Below are 19,159 nucleotides of genomic sequence, written 5' to 3'. Positions count from 1 at the left end.
TTCTACTATGTTGCTATTTCTACTTTTTGCTATTTCTTTTCTAATATAATGGCACTAAAAGCAAGTAAATCATGCTTTGTCTTTTATAAAACCGCAGCACTCGATTTCTGACAACTCAATAAAACCAGCAGATTTATAAAAAGCAATAGTTTTTTCAGTACAATCCGTAGTCAATTGAATTTGACGAACATTAGGGTAAAAATCCACAATCGTCTTTAACAAAGCAGAACCTATCCCCTGACGTTGATACTCTGGCAAAACGAGAATATCTTGAATAAGAACAACCGTGTATCCGTCACCAACAGCTCTAGCAATTCCAACTAGCTCATCATTTTTATACGCAGCTAAAACCTTGAGCGAATTGTTAAAGCCATTTTCTAAAGCAACTAAATCATTTGTATACGAAGACCAACCAACGGAATCATATAGTCTTAAAATATCTTTGCTATTATATTTTTTATACTCTTTTATTTGCACGTCTGTTAAATTCATTTACAATAACACCTCGCAAAATATAGCAAAAGTACGCGATTCTAAAACGTAAAAACGGAAGAACGCGCACTAATAATAATACTTAACAAAAGCTACAACAGCTAAAACAGCTACTTTTTAAGTTGTACTGGCTCGTGATCCTTGCCCATCTTAAACTTAAGACCTGCACGCTGCCACATGCGATATTCACCAACTGCCGTAAAGAGAACATCTGTGGAAGAGTTAAGCGCAGTTTCGCACGAATCTTGAATCACGCCAATAATAAGACCAATAGCAACTACTTGCATAGCAATATCGTTTGAAATACCAAACGATGAGCACGCAAGAGGTATAAGCAAAAGCGAACCACCAGCAACACCAGACGCGCCTGCAGCGCTAACTGCAGAAAGCACAGACAAAATCACAGCTGTTGGAATATCAACGTAAATCCCAAGAGTGTGAGCAGCACACAAAGCCATAATCGAAATCGTTATAGCAGCACCACTCATATTAATGGTTGATCCAAGCGATATAGAAACTGAGTAATTGTCTTTGTTAAAACCGAGTTTTTCGCACAAATTCATGTTTACAGGGATATTTGCAGCAGAAGAACGCATAAAGAACGCTGTAACTCCCGAATCGCGCAACGTTCGCAATACAAGAGGATACGGATTCTTGCCAGTGAGAGCAAAAACCAAAATTGGATTAACAATCAAAGCAACAACAGCCATAGTGCATACTAATAAGGCAATAACGGAACCGTATTCACTAAAAATACGAAGACCATTGCTTGCCACTGTTGTATAAACAAGACCCATAATGCCAAAAGGCGCTGCGTTAATAATCCAGTGAACAATTTTTCCAATAGCAGACGAAACGTTGTCAAAGAATGCTTTAGTGGAAGGCTCAGCCAAACGAAGCGCCACACCGAAGGCAATTGCCCAGAATAAAATACCAATAAAGTTTCCCTTAGCAAGAGCGTCTACAGGGTTTACCACAATATTTAACACAAGAGAATTAAGAACTTCACCGATTCCTTGAGGAGATGGTGAAGATGCTGCTTCAACATGCGCAAAAGTGAAGTCAACAGGGAAAATCATAGCTGCACATACAGCTATAAGGCTTGCAGTGAAAGTAGAAATCGCATACAACACGATTACAAGCTTCATGTTTCCAACACTTTTTGCTTTTGCAAGCGCTCCAATCACAAGGCAAAATACCAAGATAGGCGCAACGGATTTAAGTGCGCTCACAAACAGCTTTCCAATAAGATCTAACACGTAAACGTGAGCTGGCACAAAAAGACCAAGTGCAGCGCCAAGAAAAAGACCAATGACAATACGCAAAATAAGGTCAATGCTATTCCACTTTTGAATAATCTTGTGCATGAGAGTCTCCTGTAATTTAGTTTGTGCAGAATATTTTATACTCTTTTACTTGTATTCATACTCGCAAGATCTTCTATTTTTACATATTATACACATGCATGCATACATATGCGAATCGTTAAATTTTAGCCGATTAAAAATGACTTTTGCTTAGGAGATAACACTGATTAATCACATATCACTTCACATATTCTGCAGCGCCAATCGTCTAATCTACATAACTCGTATTTGGTAATTGAGGCAAAACAACAATCAATCCTACTGTGAAAATCAGTGCCAGTATAGGCAAAAGCTGCCATTGGAACGCCGATGAGAATGCAAATCCAATCCAAGAACCAGTAGTAGCACCAATCGCAAACGCGAGGCGCGCCCAACCAGAAAACTTAGCGAGAGCACTCCCCTTAAACAGAATCTGACGCGCAACAATAATCGGCTCTACTAATAGCATTCCGCCAATCGCTTCAAGTAAGAATGCAAAGCACATCATTGGCAAAAGATTAATAAACATAAGACAATAAGCAAGCAAGCTCACAGCAATACCTAAAATCGCCACTTTTCTTAAACCGAGCTTTTGAGACGAATGCGCATACAAAACGGATGCGAGCACGCTTCCTACACCAGTGAAAATATACAGTATTGTTAAAGATTTAGAGCCATATTGCTTACCAAGACCAAGAAGAATATAGGAAACAGAGCATGCAGGAATAAAAGCAACCAAAAGAGATCCAGCAAGAAGCATGATTTTACTCTTTAGTAATGGATTCGCAGATTTATTAGATGCAGATTTGGAATCAACATCATTTTCTTGATTTTCTTTCGATTCTTTCGACGCTTCCTCTACATCTTGCGGTGTTTCTTCTACTTCATTAGACGCTTGCGCTTTTTCCTCTATTTCGCAAGACGCTTGCGCAATGTCTTGTTTCATAATAAATCGCGTAGCACAAGCCGCAAAAGAAGTGACGGACGAGAAAATCAAAACCGCAGGAATCGACCAGCTTGCAATCCAAGATCCAAGCGGAGAGCCGAGCAAGGTTCCTGTAATACTTGCCAAAATACTAACAATGCCGCTGTAGTTGACAATCATACCGTCATCGCCACCTGCAGCATCAACCTCGAAAACTTCGCTAGCAATGTCAATCACTTGACCTGTAATCAACAATGCGCAAGAAAGAGCTACAAGCGACCACTTCTACGCAGGAGATCCAAGCATAAGAAGCGGTAGTAAACTGAGCACGCCTTCTACGCCTTCAGTCATAGCAAGAGCGCGAAAACCGCCAAGCTTATCAACTATCCAACCAGAGCATGGCGAAAGAAAATCGGCAACCGTCATAAAAGTCTTACGAAAACCAATCACCCAAGCCGGCAAGCCCACAATAATAATAGAAGGCAAAACCGAGCCTTCATACGCTTGGTTACCGAGCATAGAAAAACAGAAGCCAACCAGCGCCCATCGCAATGCTGGGCTAATAGATCTCATACGAATAAAAATATTATTCTTGCTAAATATTGACTTCACAGCAACCAACTCTCCTCTAAAACTCTTTCAAAATCGCAAATCATAATGCAAGTTTACGCAAACTTACAGGCAAACTTACACAACTACTCACAAATCGCTATCAAACTTAAATAATTCACTACAAATTACACAAATCCAATAGCTTATTTAGTAAATTTGATATCACTATACTCTTGTTTAAAAAAAGCAAAAATTGCGTTATTATCGCACATGAGTATTTCTACACTTTTTTGAGTGCACACTATGGATAGTGGGTGCACTTTTTAAAGATAGAAAAAGGTAATCGTTAAAAAGTTTAAGATTAGCTTGGTAGCTTGCTGAACAATCTTACGCAATAATCAACATGCCACTAGCATTACACCCACTCCACACCAGCGAATCTAATCCTTATATAATTAACTAAATCCCATATTTATCAGCTAAAACCCTATATTGGTTAAGGTACCTTTACGCTGTTGAACCGCCACACCAACATTCCATATGATCACACCAACAATTGCCCATAACATGCCAACAACAAGAATCACAAGTAGCGATACGCCAACATTTACAGAACCATCAACTATACTACGCGATACTTGAGTAACATGAGTTACTGGAATCACATATAACACGTATTGCATCATCTTAGGAAATACGCTAATCGGAGCAATCACACCACAAACAATAGGAAGTATTGCACTAAGCGCGTTAGAAATAGTATAAACATCATTCATCATCATGCTTATAGCAGCTATAGCAATACCAAATCCCGTAGAAGCAACAGGAACAATAAGGAACAACAGCATCAACGCACTCATATTAATCATCAAGAAAGCACTTGGGCTTACTACAAGCATTGTTATAAACAAAGTCACAGCATCACTCACTAAAGAAATAGTCAAGAGCGCAATAATACGACCTAACCATAATGGTAATGCAACTTTTGCGCTTGTAAGCACGAATGGTGTTGTGCCTTCAAAACGATCCCATGCTAGTGCTTCTGACACAGTCATACTTGTGGAAATAGAACACGCTCCCATCACAGCAGCAAGAGTTGAAGCAATCAAACTATGATTAAAACCCACGCTAATTGCAGCACTAGCTGTTCCATTGAATCCTCCACTTACAGCTCCAGCTAGAAAAACGTATAAGAACGTGGATAAAAGAGGCTCAATAATCATACGAATAACAGCAGTATTCCAACTATTTAAGCTAGGTATACTCTGTATACTCACTCTTGCACCAGTTCGTATACTAGATAACACGCTCACGTGACCATACTGAGAATATTGATTATATTGATGCAATCTAGCGCACTTACTATTTTGAATAATTTTATTTCGCATAGTTTCAACCTGATTATTATTTCGTATCATATTATGTTTAAACTCCCATTAAGCGTTGCAAGTCGAATAGCATGACGTAACATAAAACCTGCAATAACAAGCAAAACGCTGGATAATACAACACATAACACAATTGCTAACACAGTAGTAGCATTAAACGATTGCGCATGAGCCACCCACACTGCCGACGTAAGCGGATGAATAAATGCAATAATGCGAGCAGGCAATGGCATTGATTCTACAGGGATTACTATTCCACAAAGCATCCATACAGGAATTAAAATCAAACCTTCATAAACTGTAGCTTTACGGCATAATACAAAAATTCCAGATAATAATGCAGCAGAAGCTACGCAAGCGAGCATAGAAAGTAAGTATCCAACTAGCTGCGTGAATGTTATCATAAAGAACCCATGGCATAAAACAGCAACGGTAATAATCGCAAGCGGCATACCAATGCACCCAAGTAAAGCTGCGGATCCTACAATAGGAAGAAACACTGCAGAATGTGATATAACACTTAAAGTTAAATATTGTAATGTTCCTAAATAACGCTGGTATCCAATAATTCCAACAGCAGTAGTTGTAGCAGACCATAATCCAGCGATAGAAGAATCAACCCAAATATTATTAAGACAATTAGCGCAATCATGAGAAAAACCATAGTATGCAACAATTTTCATCAACGCAAAACATACTGGAGCAAGTATCGCATTTTGCAAGAAAAACGTTGTTTTCGCTAAACTTTTAAGCTGAAACCACATGCCACGAATCACAGAAGCGTATGAATGAGTAGAAGTATTCATATTAAACCTCCTACTTACTTAATGGGAGCAAGGACGGCGAAGAAGACGGCGTAGCAGCAGAAGAAGTAGAAATATTTGGTGCAGAAATATTGTCATTTTGCACAATAGCAAGATACGTTTCTTCCAAACTTGCAGCGCGATCACCTAAACGCGTAATCCCATCAACAGGAATTTTAATATTTCGTTCTTGAGATAATGTTTTACTCCACGCGATAGTAATATTTAACACTCCGTGTGATTCAAAAACATCACACCACAGCACTCCATCAAGTTTTTGCAATTCTTCCTTAACACTAGGATTTCCGCTTGATAGTTCACCGTCATACGCGTACATTGTTACATGATCAATATGCTGCAAAGAAGCCAACTGCTGAACACTTCCCTGAGCGATAATATTACCGTGATTTATTACAGCAACAGTATCAGCTAATTTTTCAGCCTCACTCATCTCATGCGTAGTTAGCAAAATCGCTATTCCTTGATCTCGTAAAGCATGAATAATTTCACGTACTTTCCTAGCATTTTCAGGATCCAAACCAGTGGTAGGCTCATCTAAAAGCATAAGATCCGTTCTGGCGACCAGCGATCGAGCAATATGTAACCGCTGCCACATTCCCCTTGAAAAAGTTTGAACAGCATCATGAGCTTTATCAAGTAAATCAACTTGCTCAAGAGCATCGTGAATACGCTTTCCTTGCTCCCTATATGGAACAGCAGAAAGATCAGCAAAATAACGAAGATTATCTAATGCACTTAACCTTTGATAAAATCCTCGCTCACCTCCAAGAAGTAACGACACGTGCTTACGCGCTTCTCGAGGATTACTCACAGCATCAATATTGGCAATACGAACACTACCACTATCAGGAGCTAACAACGTACCAACAATTTTTACGGTAGTTGTTTTACCTGCACCATTAGGGCCAAGCAAGCAAAATATTTCACCAGAATGAATATCAAAAGATACGTTATGTAAAACTTGGCGAGTTGTTTTCTTACGACCGAATCCACGAGAATAAGATCTTGTTATATTATCAATACGCAATATTAAGTTGCTAGTTGACTGCTTATTATTGTTATCGCGACTATTAGTTGCGTCTTCTATATTATTATTCATTATTATTGCTTCGTTCTTACGTGTTATTAAAGCTTAATTCTTACTATTATTGAATAAATTTCAACAATGAAAATTAATTAGATAAAAAAGATAACGCTTGCTTACAAGAACGATAAGAACACGCAACAACATGCAAAAAACGTGCAAAAAACCAACGCGCATGTGCAAACATAATGACAAACATCATATGCAATGCGTGTTTAATACTGCTAAAGAATATGTATCTTAAGCTGTTTTATGTGCTTTTATATGCCTTTCAAACCGTTCTTAAGATTAGCGATCATTTGGGCAGTCATAGCGCAACACCTCATAAACTTAAATGTGCTTTACGTGGAAAATTATACGAGCATTACGTCAAAAACTCAAATATAAGCACGCTTAAAACTCTAAAAGAGCTATTGCTGAGTAACAATTATCACATTAACACATAGAAAATAACATTTATGCTCTATTGAAGCATCTTACTTTGCAATTTTTAATATTCATCAAAATCAATCACCTTATCAAATACATCACAATTAGTTTGCGAGCGCAACGCAACATCCAATTCAAGTAGTTATGAAGCAGAATGCAAAGGTAAAGCCGATAGGAAACGCTAAGTCTATATCTTTATTTGGTCCATTGCTATATAACTTCTATATTTCAGCAATATGCATTACATCATCTTTACACTTCTTTATCTAACTTTTCCAATCCTTCAACTAGAGTCTCTACAAATTTTTTCCTGTCTACCTGTTTGAGCACAAACACATTATCTTTGTGCTTCGGAACTTTCCTCAGATCAGCCAATGTCTGTCCTCTTGAAATCCCATTATCAGTAAACTTTTTGTCATATAACCAGGATACCAACCGTATTAATATCAGAAAGCCTCACTCCGCGAAAAATATCACGAAGTGAGGCAATCAGTCACAAGCAAAACCAGACTAAAAGTCCAGTCTTAACATGCTACTACTTGTTGCAATGACGCGAAACACCACGACGCTTACCAGCGAAAAGTGTTACACAAACAGCAGCCAAAACAGCAGCAAACAATGGATTCTTCGTTACGTTGGCATAAGCATCGCAGGCAGAACGGTAACACTCAAGGTCATAGATACAACACACAAAACAGCACTAGACACTGCTAACACACGATGCTTCATATTTTTCTTCATATCCCTCACCTCGTGATACGCAATAGTCGTTAATTCACGTAAAATGACACATATCCCTTATTTTGCGCACTGACGAAGTTCTACCGTGAACCACACTATTTGCGTTCGCTATACCTTTCATAGTGTACTCCTATAACACTAATCAGTAAATATCCATAAACTATGCGCGAATTTGTTTGACATTACCAATTGATATGTGGGTTATAGGTCCAAAAGTGCGTAAAGCTAGGATGATTAATATTTTTGGTTTATACTCCAAGACAATTAGAAACAGAGAGTTGTTAATTTTTTTGTTCAATAATTTTATCGGTAAATGCCTTTAAAAATTCTTTAGAATTGCTCCAGCCTGCACCATTGTTTAATCCCGAGAAATCAAACCCAGATATTTCATCTAAAGCTTTACTACAAACCCATTCATACATTCCAGCCTCTTTGCTTTTATATATTATTAGGAACAATGGTTTCATTGCTTTTTTACCTAATAATATGACACTAATATATTGTTTAGAATACATTACATCGTTATACCATTGTCCTGTCAGCCAATAGAATTTATCTTTGCGCCCCTTTTCACCAATCTCATCGCATAGATTTTGTAATTGTTTAGCCACATACGTGAGAACCTTTTCATCTATGTTTTTTATTAGCAAAGTTTCATCAACACCATTTTTACTTATCTCTTTCCAGTCAACATCTTCATTATTTTCTGAATTTCCTTCATTTCTTGCAGACTTTTGATTTTCTGTTTTTACTTCTCTATTATTATTGCTAAAACTATTCTGATTCTTACAACCTGAAATAAGTGGTATAAGACAAACTACCATAGTCAAAAAAGCATAATGCTTGATATACTTCATTATTTATACCTCCTCTACAACTTAATCTCTACCTAATTGCAACTACGATTCTCATGTTCAATCTTCACTCTGTTATTCGCTATCATCTGCCCAATATTCATTCATCTCGTAGTACAAGTCATCTTTGAGTTTAATAAAACTGACGGGATGTAAATTATGGACAAAGAATGCATATATTCAGTTTACAAAATAATTGTAGCTAAAAATCATCCGATAATCTACAGGATTTTATTTCCATACATAAACAGATGCGTAGGCAAAGTGAATGCACCTTTTAGCAATAGAAGCGAGCAACGTTAAAAGGTTTGCCATTTATTAACAAATCCCAAATGCTTCAAATTCTCTAGAATTGACTTCTGAAATTCTCTTTCATTACCAAGCTCGGGAGCATGGATAAATTCTAAAACATAACTGTCCATAAACAAATTATGCGTCTCTTGTTTTACCCTTTGTATAGCAGGCAAATTATTACTATTTGAAAGCATATAACGCTCATAATAGCCACTGTCCATCTGCCTTACCAACTCTCGGTGAGTTAGATTCTCGTTAATAGCTAAGTTAATGTAGAATTCTCTTTCTTCTTTACTCTTAGATCCAGATATTATTTTCAAATGATTAGACCAGCTCAATTGTGTCAACAACGTTGACACTTTTTCATCATCCTTATCACAGCACTCATCGCTTATAAGTGAAATTTAATGATAAAATCGATAATTTATAAGTTATAACTGATAAAATAGCAAAATCGTATCTAAAATCTCAAGAAGTAAGCTTAAAGCCACAGCACGCTAAACCTTTTAACATTTAGTCCCTACAACCACATTTTTAACCAAAGCCAATCGTCGTACTAATATCCCGCCAAACGTCGGAATAAAAATCCGCCAATTCGCAAGGAAAACAATGAAACATCGCGCTTACGCTTGCAGACTAAACCTTTTAATAATAGCCATCGCGAAACATAATCTACATAAGAGCAAAATCAAGCAGATTACGCATTATCTTCCAGTAGAAAATCTGGTAAATATTTGTGTATAATCCCTTCTTGCGAAAAATTCATTGTATCCATCGACAAAACATATTTAGGATAATTATCCTTAACCAATCGATAAACACCAAATTCCCGGCTACGAGTCTCTTCGCTAGCCATCAAATAAGAGACTTGATAATACTCAGTTTCACCTTGTCTAGTAGCAATGAAATCGATTTCTTGATTATTAATACGACCAACTTGAACCTGAAAACCACGAGACAAAAGCTCAATATAGACAATATTTTCTAGAATACGTTCAATTGACGCAACATTTGAGAAACCTACTGCTTGCCTAAAACCATGATCTGTTACATAATATTTTTCCTCAACCGTCAATAACTTTTTCCCAACACTGTCATAGCGTGGAACTTTTTTCAGAAGATACGCCGCTTGGAAAAAATTCAAGTAATTCAAAATGGTATCAACTGAAACTTTACGATTTTCGCTAACAAAATATTTACGTAAACTGTTAGCCGAAAAACTTTGTCCAATATTATCTAAACAAAAAAGTAAAATGCGATTAAATACGTCAACATCTCGGATCGAATTGTATTCAAGTATATCCTTAACAACAACGGTATTATAAATGTCGTTTAAATATCTAAAACTCGGCTCCTCTTCCCCATTAAAATAATGAAGAGGAGGCATACCACCAATTTTGATATATAGCTGAAATAATTCCTGTATGCTTAAATTCAAACTTTGATACAAATTCACGAATTCACTAAAAGTAAAAGGAAGCACCTCAAAACTTACGTAACGCCCCGCAAGCAAGGTGGCAAGCTCGCCGGACAATAATTTTGAGTTAGAACCAGTCAAATAAATATCGCAATCATAATCAACTCTAAGCGCATTTATAACACGTTCCCAGTGAGAAACTAATTGAATTTCATCAAAGAAAAAATATATTTTACCTTCTATTTGTTGACTACGTTCCGTAATTAATCTCTGCAGATCAAAATCATTTTTCACAGATAAGTATTGAGCTGATTCTAAATTGATATAAATAATACGACTTTGAGGAACGTCTACAAGCAATTCAGATTGAATCATTTTTAACAAAGTGGACTTTCCCACTCGTCTCATACCTGTAATCACCTTCACAATAGGCTTGTCAATAAAAGGTTTGATCTTATTAAGATATTTTTTACGTAATATATATGACATATCCTCACACCTTTCGATTACAGCCTTGCTTACAATTTCGATTATAGTCGATAAATTTATTGTTTTTTATAGTTGTTTCTATTATAAACGAAACAAATTAAAATTCACCTTTGAGGTTTATGATTAAAAAAAAAATAAAACATCTTTATTCAAACGTCTGCAATTCGTATGCTTTTAATACACATCCCGTGACATCAAGCAAACGTTCTAAACGTGAGATTTAGGAAACTTACGAGTATAGCTACACTTTTTTCAAGTGCACACTATGGATATTGGGTGCACTTTTTAACGATAGGAAAAGCTATCGTTAAAAGGTTTAATTTTCTAAAACCAAGATTACCCCACGGTTTCCTATCATCGTTCAAGCTCTTCAAAAACATCATCTATCGGATAACTATCACTTTGAGCCGCCTGATCATAGCCTTTAGCCATCAACGCGTTAAACGTTTTCTCATCCATATCATCTTGCGCTGGAAGAGACTTCGGAATAGTAAGCGAAAACGGAATACCCTTATTAAGAATGATTTGACGATAAAACATGTCAATAGCAGTAGCCCTAGGAATTCCAATAGTTTCCAAAATCTGCTCCGCCTGCTGCTTAATATTTTCCTGTATTCTCACATTCACCATCAGTAACGTCTCAACGAACGCAACTCACAGTACTTTTGGATTCTTAATATTCATCAAAATTAATCACTTTATCAAATACATCACAATTAGTTTGCGCGTGCAACACAACTACAAGCTTGTTATTCCTCGTTTTAGCACATCTAATAGCTTGCACGATTATTTCACGTTCACTACAACCATCAGCATCAGTTACACTTTTGAACGTCTCATCCAACATAACAACAGTTCGCTGCTGAGAACCAATACACTTTGTGAGCGACGTGAAATCTGGAGCAACAATAGCACCGTTATCATCAAATAAGTAATCTTCAATCAGCATACAATTCTGAGTATTGTTATGATCAAACCAATCTCGCAACAATACTGATTTACCAGCACCACTAGCGCCAATAATAGCAACTGAAGAAATATCACTATCAGCAATAGTTTTACTAAGATTCTGATATGCTAATTCATTCCTCTTATACGCTTGCTGCTTACGCTCATAATTTTCCAAACTGAAAACTCGCTGAGCAGTCTGGGTTAAAACTCCTGAATCTTGCAAAGTTTCAATCACATTTTCCAAGCTTGACGACAGCATTACCACAAAATACAACACAGCACTAGCAGAAGCAAAATTCATTGATGATACTGTAAGCATATAAAGTATTGAAAATTCCAACACTAAAGAAAGACTTTGCATCATGCAATTTCTCACTGTGTAAATATTGATAAAACGACGCATACGCTGCCAATACTTATTTTCTGACGAAGCATAATGATACTTGCGCGAACTATCAAAAATAGCACCTTGCGGTAAGCTTCGCGTTGATAATAACGACGATAATGCTCCTAAGAACTTATCGCGATATTGTGCTTGTTTATCCGCAGCCGTATTAAGTAATCGAGAACCGGCATACCATATTAGACAAGATAACGGCACCATAATAATCATTATGTATACGTACTGCGGTACTGCAGCAATTGTCATAGCAAGAACTATTACTGTTTGAACAATAATAAAAATAACGTGTGCAATAGCACTAGGAATACTCATCTGTAAGTCAGAAAAATCATCCCCAAGTCTACCTAAAACATCACCTTTATTATCAATATTTGAATACTTATGCAAACGCATAATCAAACGATTATGCAGTTTTGTAAGTCTCACAATTGGCACAGCATATACAGGAAAATTAAGAGCAATAATACCAACTACAATAAGCAAGCTTGCAAACAATGCAGAAGACTGAAGCATATTTAAGTTGGTGTTCGTAGCAATATTCTCTACAAACATTAACTCAGCAAGAACTATGAGTACTGTTGCTATCGGCAAACAAACAATACTAGCGGAGAATAATTCGCGCACAGTTCTAATGAACTTACCACGTGATTCTGCACCTGTAGGAATTTTCGATTCCACACAATCCGCTTGCATAGTTTTACACTACAAGTATTCTGCAAATGATTTTCTTCAACCACACTATGCGTGACTTGCTTAGAGTTGTTACCATAAAACACGCAAGGAATATACTCTGGATTACGTGCAAATAAAACAATATGATGAACTTGAGAACTTAGCATAGCTTGTGAAACTGTTTCTCGAAGCTCTGGATTTAACACAGAAAACACGTCATCAAGCACCAAATATTCCACGTCTTGAGCAAACGCCATAGCCAGCACCACGCGTTGACACTCACCAACAGATAACGTTTCAGGATTATGCAAAAACCTATCCGCAACCTCACGTGACACATTAAATAAACGCAAGAAGTTTTCGTACTTCCGACGAGTATCATCGCTCGCAATATCAAACCAAGCTTCAATAAGCCCCTGCGACATAATAGGATTACAAGGCACCAATATTTTACTACTGCTAACAATGGAATCATACGCATTCAACGCCGATCCAGCTTCTTTAGACAAAAGAGCGAACTTATTATCAAACACAACAGAATCAGAAATATTAGTAGCATCCGCGAGAGTATTATTCATAGCATTTTGCTCTAATTGCACTAAATCCTTGTCCATTGGAAGAGCAAGCCGAATCACGCGATAATTCACAATATTATTCTGCATGGCGACATACAAATATTTAATCGCAAAAAGAATTCCAACATTAAACAACGCATTTGGAAAAATAGTTACATGAACAAGAACAACACCAGCAAGCAGTAATGTCAACCCACCTTGCTCGACAATATTACTCAATAATTGAGGAAATATGCGCTTATAAAGCACTCTTTCTTCTGCTTTACGTGCATCTTCAATCGCTGTAATACCAACATTATAACGATACACTCTTGAAGCGTGAGGAAGTTTATCAATAATTTTACTGAGAAGATTACGACGTTTACCTTCTAAATCCACATAGTTCTTCCACAATACGCCAATCCAACGTATAAGGAACAAATTACCAACACATAAGAGAACTAATAGTAAAACCGCTACAATACTATTCTCGTGATATTGAACAACACAGATAGCAAAAAGAATAATAAACTGCAATATTGATAACACAAAATCAACACCATAAGCTATCTGACTTATCTGATTTGGATATGTTAATGCCGAAGACTGCAATGTTTCATCATCATTATTCTGAACAGATAAACGCACAAAACGATGGAAAGTAAGCTGACGAAACAAAGCGATAAGAAGCATCTCACAACGATCTTTAGCAATAAAACCAAATGCTTGTAAGAAGAAAGATAACGCCAACTTAAACGCAACAAACCCTTCAAGCAGCGTCGAAGCAGAATGCAACGATCCCATCGTATAAATAAGCAGCAACATTCCAGCAAGCTGTATCAAACCAGTAATAAAAACTGATAACACCTGCGGCATAAGAACTATAAAATATACTAAAGCACCTTTTGTACGTTGATGCTTCGCAACGAACGAATCATAACGAGATACAACCCTATTTAACATATACCTCCAACATACATATTCATTCCAAACCCTCTAATCTACAAGTTTCATTAACTAATTCATCATCAGGGAAACGATTCAAATCAAGTGCAAAATATCACTATTTCTTCTTATAACCTACAGCAACATTACCTGCTTTATTAAGCCCTGGTACTTTAAGAACATCAGAGCCTGGCTTGTCTTTTAAATCAAATTTCCCAACTAAAAATAAAGATTTAAGTCCTGGACCAGGTAAATTGAACGATGAGTCAACTAACTTAATACGCTTATCTCCAAGAGTGACTTTAGACAAATCATAGTGAGAATCAAGAATATCGCGCGACACAAATAGATACAACTCATCCTTATTCATATAGTTTTCTGGCATACGAAACTCTTCCCGAGACACCGCCACCGTTTCCCAATGATACGACGCAAGCGCCGCCTTCTCATCATCGTCGGAACATCCCGCAAGAGAAAAGAGAGGGCCTAGCAGCAGAAGCACAACAAGACAACTTTGAAAAATGGTTTTACAAAAAATAGTTTTACTTCTCATAACACCACTAGCCTCCTTTTCGCTAACACGACTCTGTATCAAATGATTATAAAACAGATTATTAAGCAAACAAGATCTACAATTCACTCTGATTACTGTAATAGTCTTAATAAATATATTATTTTTTTTATTAATTTGTCTAGATAATAATCACGCTAATTTCTTCATTTACTAGCAAACTATACTTTTCATAAACAGCAAGGTTCACGAAACAGAAGAACCAGAAGGATCAATATCATCATGCTCGTTTAATGCTTCCAACAATATTCCCTCATAAACGAAGCAATTACCTGCAAATCTTCACCTTCATAATATTCAACAAGCAACTTCTTAAACTCAAGAACCCTATTTTCTGGAATAACCAACAAGCCATTACCATGAGAAATCAAATAATGTAGGGAACTTTTTACAATTTTTACACTGATTTGTTACCTAAAACATAAGCAACTAAATCAATAGGCATTCGAGTAAGAAACAGCCAAAACACGTTCAAAAACTACGAGAACCCAGCCTAAAGCCGCCACACGCTAAACCTTTTAACGATAGACCTCGCTAAGCCCTGCTACACAAGGGCAAAAATGCACCCACCTAATCTGCCCTTAACATCAATACTATAGTCTCGACGTACGTAGAGCCTTTTGCTCAAAGAAGAAGAAAACAGTCTTATAAAATCTTATGCAGCTACTGCGGTTCTTCTCCATGGATGATGCTTTATAACGATAACAATATCTGTAAGCACAACGCCAACGACTACGCTTACCCATACTAAGCTCGGTGTAAGCAGCCAAGCGAGAACACCGAAGATCAGCAGTCTAAGCAATACAACAATAACTAAGAAAGGCCAACTTTTTGTTAGGCATTTCTGTTGATCAGCCTTCAATGCGCCCATCAGAACCATAACCGCAGCTGCCGCGCAAGAAAATAGCATATTGCCCAAGAATATGACGAGTAGCGTGCTCCAGCCAGCGATAGTAGAAAGCATCCACCATTGCAGCATCAATGCAAGCAAAAATGTAACAACAGCATATACTGCTTCCAGCAGCATATTCGCAACGATTAACGAGGAAAATGTTAGAGACGTACTTCTAGGAGTGTCTGTTTTACCTTCGCTCGCATGCTGTAATGCAATCTTGTTTCTCGCCTCGGCGCGCTTTACGCGTTCTTCTTCAAGCATTTGAACGCCAAGCTCAACCGATTTCTTTGAAGCTTCCTGTAATTGCGCATCCGTCATACCTGGCTGCCAAGGCTTTTCAAGAACAAACAGCAACACACTAGTAATCGCTGCGCCAATAATAATGCTTAGCAGAGTAGTATTGGAAACAAGCAATAAAGCAATACCAGAGGTCACCAGCAGCCTGAGCACAAAATCGATGATTCCAATAAGCAAATCACCAGACCCGTCATCTGGTCTGCGATGCCTATCCCACTGCAGATACGCTGTGCTTAGCAGCGAAAACACCACAACACTCAGTGCGAGTATTGCCACAGTTTCCCAACCTAATACGCGGTGCCCTATGAACTTTTGTACAAGTAACGCAATAATAAGCGTGCAAATGCCAGCAACAGTTTCTGTAATCACATGACCCCAAAAAGCATGCTTGAAAAGCACTGGTCTTACATTCGTCTCACTCATCATCTTCTCCTAGAAAAAGCAATTACGGAATATCGTGCTATGATTGCACAGCTTCGATTGCACAAAATGTCTAAAAATTGTCCTAAGTCACGATTGAGTGGTCAGTATAGATAAAATTTAATATTTTTCCTATATATTAATCCAATACCTTCTTGTCGTAACATTTCCTCTTGATAAGCTATTTTTCACTTTGTTTTCTAAAATTCCACCATTATTTTCTATAACTTTTATAGATCCGATATTGTCATCATCACACGTAATTAAAACTTTATGCAGATTCAAAGTCTCTTTACAATATGTAAGTGCCATAGAAAGCATTTTTGTTCCATAGCCCTTCATGCATTCAGATTGTCTAACTTCGTACCCTATGTGACCACCATAGTTAATTAAAAAAGAATTTAATTCATGCCTAATATTAATTTCACCAATAAATTTTTCATTATCTATCAGCCAAAATGTAGTAGCTCTAACATAATTTTCAGGTAAATTTATACCATGTTCAATATTATAAGAACTCTCTATAATTGTCTCATAGTTTCTAAAACGTCTTTCAGCATTCGGCCTAAAAATCTCATCTTCTTCATTTGCTTCTATATAACCTTGGATATATTTACTATCTGGTCTAATTAATTTCATAAGTTCTCCTTATTCTTAATATGTGATTCTAATAAGAATACAATTCTATTAAAATTAGAATCAATAATAGTCTGTTTAGCTTTAATAGTATTACTATTAAAAAAAAACCATACATACAAACTTTATTAAAGAAAAATTTTTTATTTTTCAAGTGCACACTATGGATATTGGGTGCACTTTTTACGATAGAAAAAGGTAATCGTTAAAAGGTTTAAAATTGGCTTAATAGCTTGAGTTTGAATCCGAAGATACAACAACGGAAAGCTATAATCTGAATAGTGATTAAACTTTTGCTTTCATTCGCTTGCATATGCTTGCAAGAATTTTGTAAAATAAGGTCAGAAAGGAAGCCAACACAATGACAAACACGAACGCTGTATATGCAAGAATCGATACAAATCTTAAAGAAAACGCCGAAAACATATTGAACCAACTTGGAATAACACCATCTTCAGCAATCCAAATGCTTTACAGCCAAATCGTTTTACAAAAAGGCATGCCATTTGAACTCCGCTTGCCAGTTAATACGCCTACTGCTTTAGGCAGCTTAACAAGAGATGAGTTGGATAAAGAATTACAAAAAGGCATCGACTCTATTTCAACTGGCAAATCTTATAGTGCAGATGAAGTAGACCAATTCTTCGCTAAGGAATACGGCGTATGAGCACAACCTATAGCGTCATTTATTCTCCGCAAGCGTTCCTGGATCTCACTGGGCTATACGAATACATTCGCTTTAATTTACAAGTTCCTAAAACGGCTGAAAAACAAGTCAACCGCATTAAGCATGCTATACGTTCTCTTAACACTATGCCTATGCGCTATCAGCTTGTAGAGTGGGAGCCGTGGTGTTCTAAAGGAATACGTAGAGTTCCAGTCGACAACTACACTGTTTTCTACCAAGTAGACGAAAACCAAATGACTGTAACAGTTATTCGCATATTCTACTCAGGCAGAAATACAGAAAACATTGTTAACGACACAAACAACTAATGCGCGATTTGGACTAAAAAGTAACGAATGAAATAGCGTAATTTCGAACGTTATAAAACACACCCACCTAATCAGCCTTTGACATCAATACTATAAGTCTCAACGTGGATTTAGAGAACTCCTAGTATGGCTACACTCTTTTCAAGTGCACACTATGTATAGTGGGTGCACTTTTTAACGATAGAAAAATATTGCAAAAAGGTTTAAGACCTGCTTAATAACACGTTTACATTACAATTGTTCCAGTTGCCTAGCCTAGTAACTTCTAACGTAAATAACCGCGAGTATTTGAATTTCTTTTCTATTCTCATCAACCAAAAAGTAAATGTAATAATTTTTTACGCGTATTTTTCTAAAACCAAGATTACCCCACGGTTGCCAATCATCGTTCAAGCTCTTAAAAAACATCATCTATCGGATAACTATCACTTTGAGCCGCCTGATCATAGCCTTTATCCATCAACGCGTTAAACGTTTTCTCACAACATGAAACAATATATGACTTACAACAAATATATTTTTTCTTTATCAACACATATTTGCGAAGTACGATTGTAAATTTGAGTTATATCCTCCATTTTTTCAACAAACACTTTTGTTTCCGGATCACGCAAAACAGCAAACTCCTTTACTGCTTTTGCTCCCATTGCATTAGCATTTTCATGTAATCCGTTTCCTTTATCTTGTAAAAACTCATCAACAGAACCATCTTTAACTAAAGGAATACCACCAATTAGCTTACCAACAGCAGTACCAGCAGTACCTATAGCTTTCACAACGTTGACTTCCACTTCCGAATTACCAAGTTTTTCTAAATATAAAGAGCTTTTTTCAAATTTCTCACAGTAGTCATCAGACAATTTCTTTATCTCATTTTCTGCATTACTAATGTACTCTTCCGAAAAATTACCACTTAACATTATTTCCATCAAAGATGATAGAGAGAAAATATACAACGACAATCTGTAATACTTAAACTTTTTC

Annotated in this window: 18 protein-coding genes and 3 pseudogenes; 2 read left to right on the top strand and 19 right to left on the bottom strand. The window is 36.8% G+C overall.

The features are described from left to right. Positions 1 to 69: 69 nt before the first annotated feature. The 16 genes and pseudogenes from P0106_RS01635 to P0106_RS01560 all read right to left on the bottom strand — a co-directional run bounded on the left by P0106_RS01635 (position 70) and on the right by P0106_RS01560 (position 17,182). Positions 70 to 492, bottom strand: coding sequence for a GNAT family N-acetyltransferase (locus tag P0106_RS01635; RefSeq protein WP_473730359.1), 423 nt, complete (start codon positions 490 to 492; stop codon positions 70 to 72). Positions 493 to 602: 110 nt separating this feature from the next. Beyond that, on the bottom strand, positions 603 to 1,859 hold the full coding sequence (sstT, locus tag P0106_RS01630; protein WP_410311795.1) for a serine/threonine transporter SstT: 1,257 nt from the start codon (positions 1,857 to 1,859) through the stop codon (positions 603 to 605). Between the two features lie 208 nt (positions 1,860 to 2,067). Further along, a pseudogene (locus tag P0106_RS01625) lies at positions 2,068 to 3,375 on the bottom strand (MFS transporter). A 419-nt stretch (positions 3,376 to 3,794) separates the two neighbouring features. Next, positions 3,795 to 4,733, bottom strand: a complete 939-nt coding sequence (locus tag P0106_RS01620) for an ABC transporter permease (protein WP_473730358.1) — start codon at positions 4,731 to 4,733, stop codon at positions 3,795 to 3,797. Beyond that, a complete protein-coding gene (locus P0106_RS01615; RefSeq protein WP_473730357.1) occupies positions 4,730 to 5,509 on the bottom strand; it encodes an ABC transporter in 780 nt (259 codons plus the stop codon). The genes P0106_RS01620 and P0106_RS01615 overlap by 4 nt, the downstream gene beginning before the upstream one ends. A 10-nt stretch (positions 5,510 to 5,519) precedes the next feature. Beyond that, positions 5,520 to 6,626 carry an ABC transporter ATP-binding protein gene (locus tag P0106_RS01610; protein WP_473730356.1) on the bottom strand — a complete coding sequence of 369 codons (1,107 nt, stop codon included), beginning with the start codon at positions 6,624 to 6,626 and terminating at the stop codon, positions 5,520 to 5,522. A 1,436-nt stretch (positions 6,627 to 8,062) separates the two neighbouring features. After that, positions 8,063 to 8,638 (bottom strand): hypothetical protein, encoded by a 576-nt coding sequence (locus P0106_RS01605; RefSeq protein WP_004113262.1) that lies wholly within the window; start codon positions 8,636 to 8,638, stop codon positions 8,063 to 8,065. Positions 8,639 to 8,934: 296 nt separating this feature from the next. Further along, positions 8,935 to 9,324, bottom strand: a complete 390-nt coding sequence (locus tag P0106_RS01600; RefSeq protein WP_473730405.1) for a DUF1016 N-terminal domain-containing protein — start codon at positions 9,322 to 9,324, stop codon at positions 8,935 to 8,937. A gap of 302 nt (positions 9,325 to 9,626) precedes the next feature. Continuing rightward, entirely contained in the window at positions 9,627 to 10,835 is a 1,209-nt protein-coding gene (locus tag P0106_RS01595; protein WP_473730355.1) for an ATP-binding protein, read from the bottom strand. 354 nt (positions 10,836 to 11,189) lie between these two features. Further along, positions 11,190 to 11,465, bottom strand: coding sequence for a type II toxin-antitoxin system RelB/DinJ family antitoxin (locus P0106_RS01590; RefSeq protein WP_004117505.1), 276 nt, complete (start codon positions 11,463 to 11,465; stop codon positions 11,190 to 11,192). A 43-nt stretch (positions 11,466 to 11,508) separates the two neighbouring features. After that, entirely contained in the window at positions 11,509 to 12,780 is a 1,272-nt protein-coding gene (locus tag P0106_RS01585; RefSeq protein WP_473730354.1) for an ABC transporter ATP-binding protein, read from the bottom strand. Then, positions 12,771 to 14,291 carry an ATP-binding cassette domain-containing protein gene (locus P0106_RS01580; RefSeq protein ID WP_473730353.1) on the bottom strand — a complete coding sequence of 507 codons (1,521 nt, stop codon included), beginning with the start codon at positions 14,289 to 14,291 and terminating at the stop codon, positions 12,771 to 12,773. The genes P0106_RS01585 and P0106_RS01580 overlap by 10 nt, the downstream gene beginning before the upstream one ends. Before the next feature lie 187 nt (positions 14,292 to 14,478). Continuing rightward, entirely contained in the window at positions 14,479 to 14,913 is a 435-nt protein-coding gene (locus P0106_RS01575; protein WP_162861839.1) for a hypothetical protein, read from the bottom strand. Between the two features lie 248 nt (positions 14,914 to 15,161). Further along, positions 15,162 to 15,302 (bottom strand): hypothetical protein, encoded by a 141-nt coding sequence (locus P0106_RS01570; protein WP_162861838.1) that lies wholly within the window; start codon positions 15,300 to 15,302, stop codon positions 15,162 to 15,164. A gap of 284 nt (positions 15,303 to 15,586) precedes the next feature. Beyond that, the gene (locus tag P0106_RS01565; protein WP_473730352.1) at positions 15,587 to 16,546 is read right to left on the bottom strand and encodes a hypothetical protein; all 960 of its coding nucleotides are present in this window, start codon (positions 16,544 to 16,546) and stop codon (positions 15,587 to 15,589) included. Between the two features lie 129 nt (positions 16,547 to 16,675). Continuing rightward, a complete protein-coding gene (locus P0106_RS01560; RefSeq protein ID WP_101887612.1) occupies positions 16,676 to 17,182 on the bottom strand; it encodes a GNAT family N-acetyltransferase in 507 nt (168 codons plus the stop codon). Positions 17,183 to 17,540: 358 nt separating this feature from the next. Here P0106_RS01560 and P0106_RS01555 point away from each other — a divergent pair, with 358 nt between their 5' ends. Continuing rightward, positions 17,541 to 17,846 carry a type II toxin-antitoxin system RelB/DinJ family antitoxin gene (locus P0106_RS01555; RefSeq protein WP_101886537.1) on the top strand — a complete coding sequence of 102 codons (306 nt, stop codon included), beginning with the start codon at positions 17,541 to 17,543 and terminating at the stop codon, positions 17,844 to 17,846. Further along, positions 17,843 to 18,175, top strand: a complete 333-nt coding sequence (locus P0106_RS01550) for a type II toxin-antitoxin system RelE/ParE family toxin (protein WP_101886538.1) — start codon at positions 17,843 to 17,845, stop codon at positions 18,173 to 18,175. The genes P0106_RS01555 and P0106_RS01550 overlap by 4 nt, the downstream gene beginning before the upstream one ends. A 255-nt stretch (positions 18,176 to 18,430) precedes the next feature. Here P0106_RS01550 and P0106_RS01545 read toward each other — a convergent pair whose 3' ends face one another. The 3 genes and pseudogenes from P0106_RS01545 to P0106_RS01535 form a co-directional block, all read right to left on the bottom strand. After that, the gene (locus tag P0106_RS01545) at positions 18,431 to 18,586 is read right to left on the bottom strand and encodes a hypothetical protein (RefSeq protein ID WP_004114756.1); all 156 of its coding nucleotides are present in this window, start codon (positions 18,584 to 18,586) and stop codon (positions 18,431 to 18,433) included. After that, positions 18,573 to 18,656 (bottom strand): annotated as a pseudogene (locus P0106_RS01540) (toxin-antitoxin system protein); the annotation flags it as partial. The pseudogene P0106_RS01540 and the gene P0106_RS01545, both read right to left, overlap by 14 nt. A 22-nt stretch (positions 18,657 to 18,678) precedes the next feature. Then, positions 18,679 to 19,159: pseudogene (locus P0106_RS01535) on the bottom strand (hypothetical protein); the annotation flags it as partial.

This window comes from Gardnerella sp. c11Ua_71 (genome assembly GCF_055818025.1).
The sequence above is the reverse complement of the archived record's forward strand: the minus strand, read 5'-3'. Positions and strand labels throughout refer to the sequence as shown.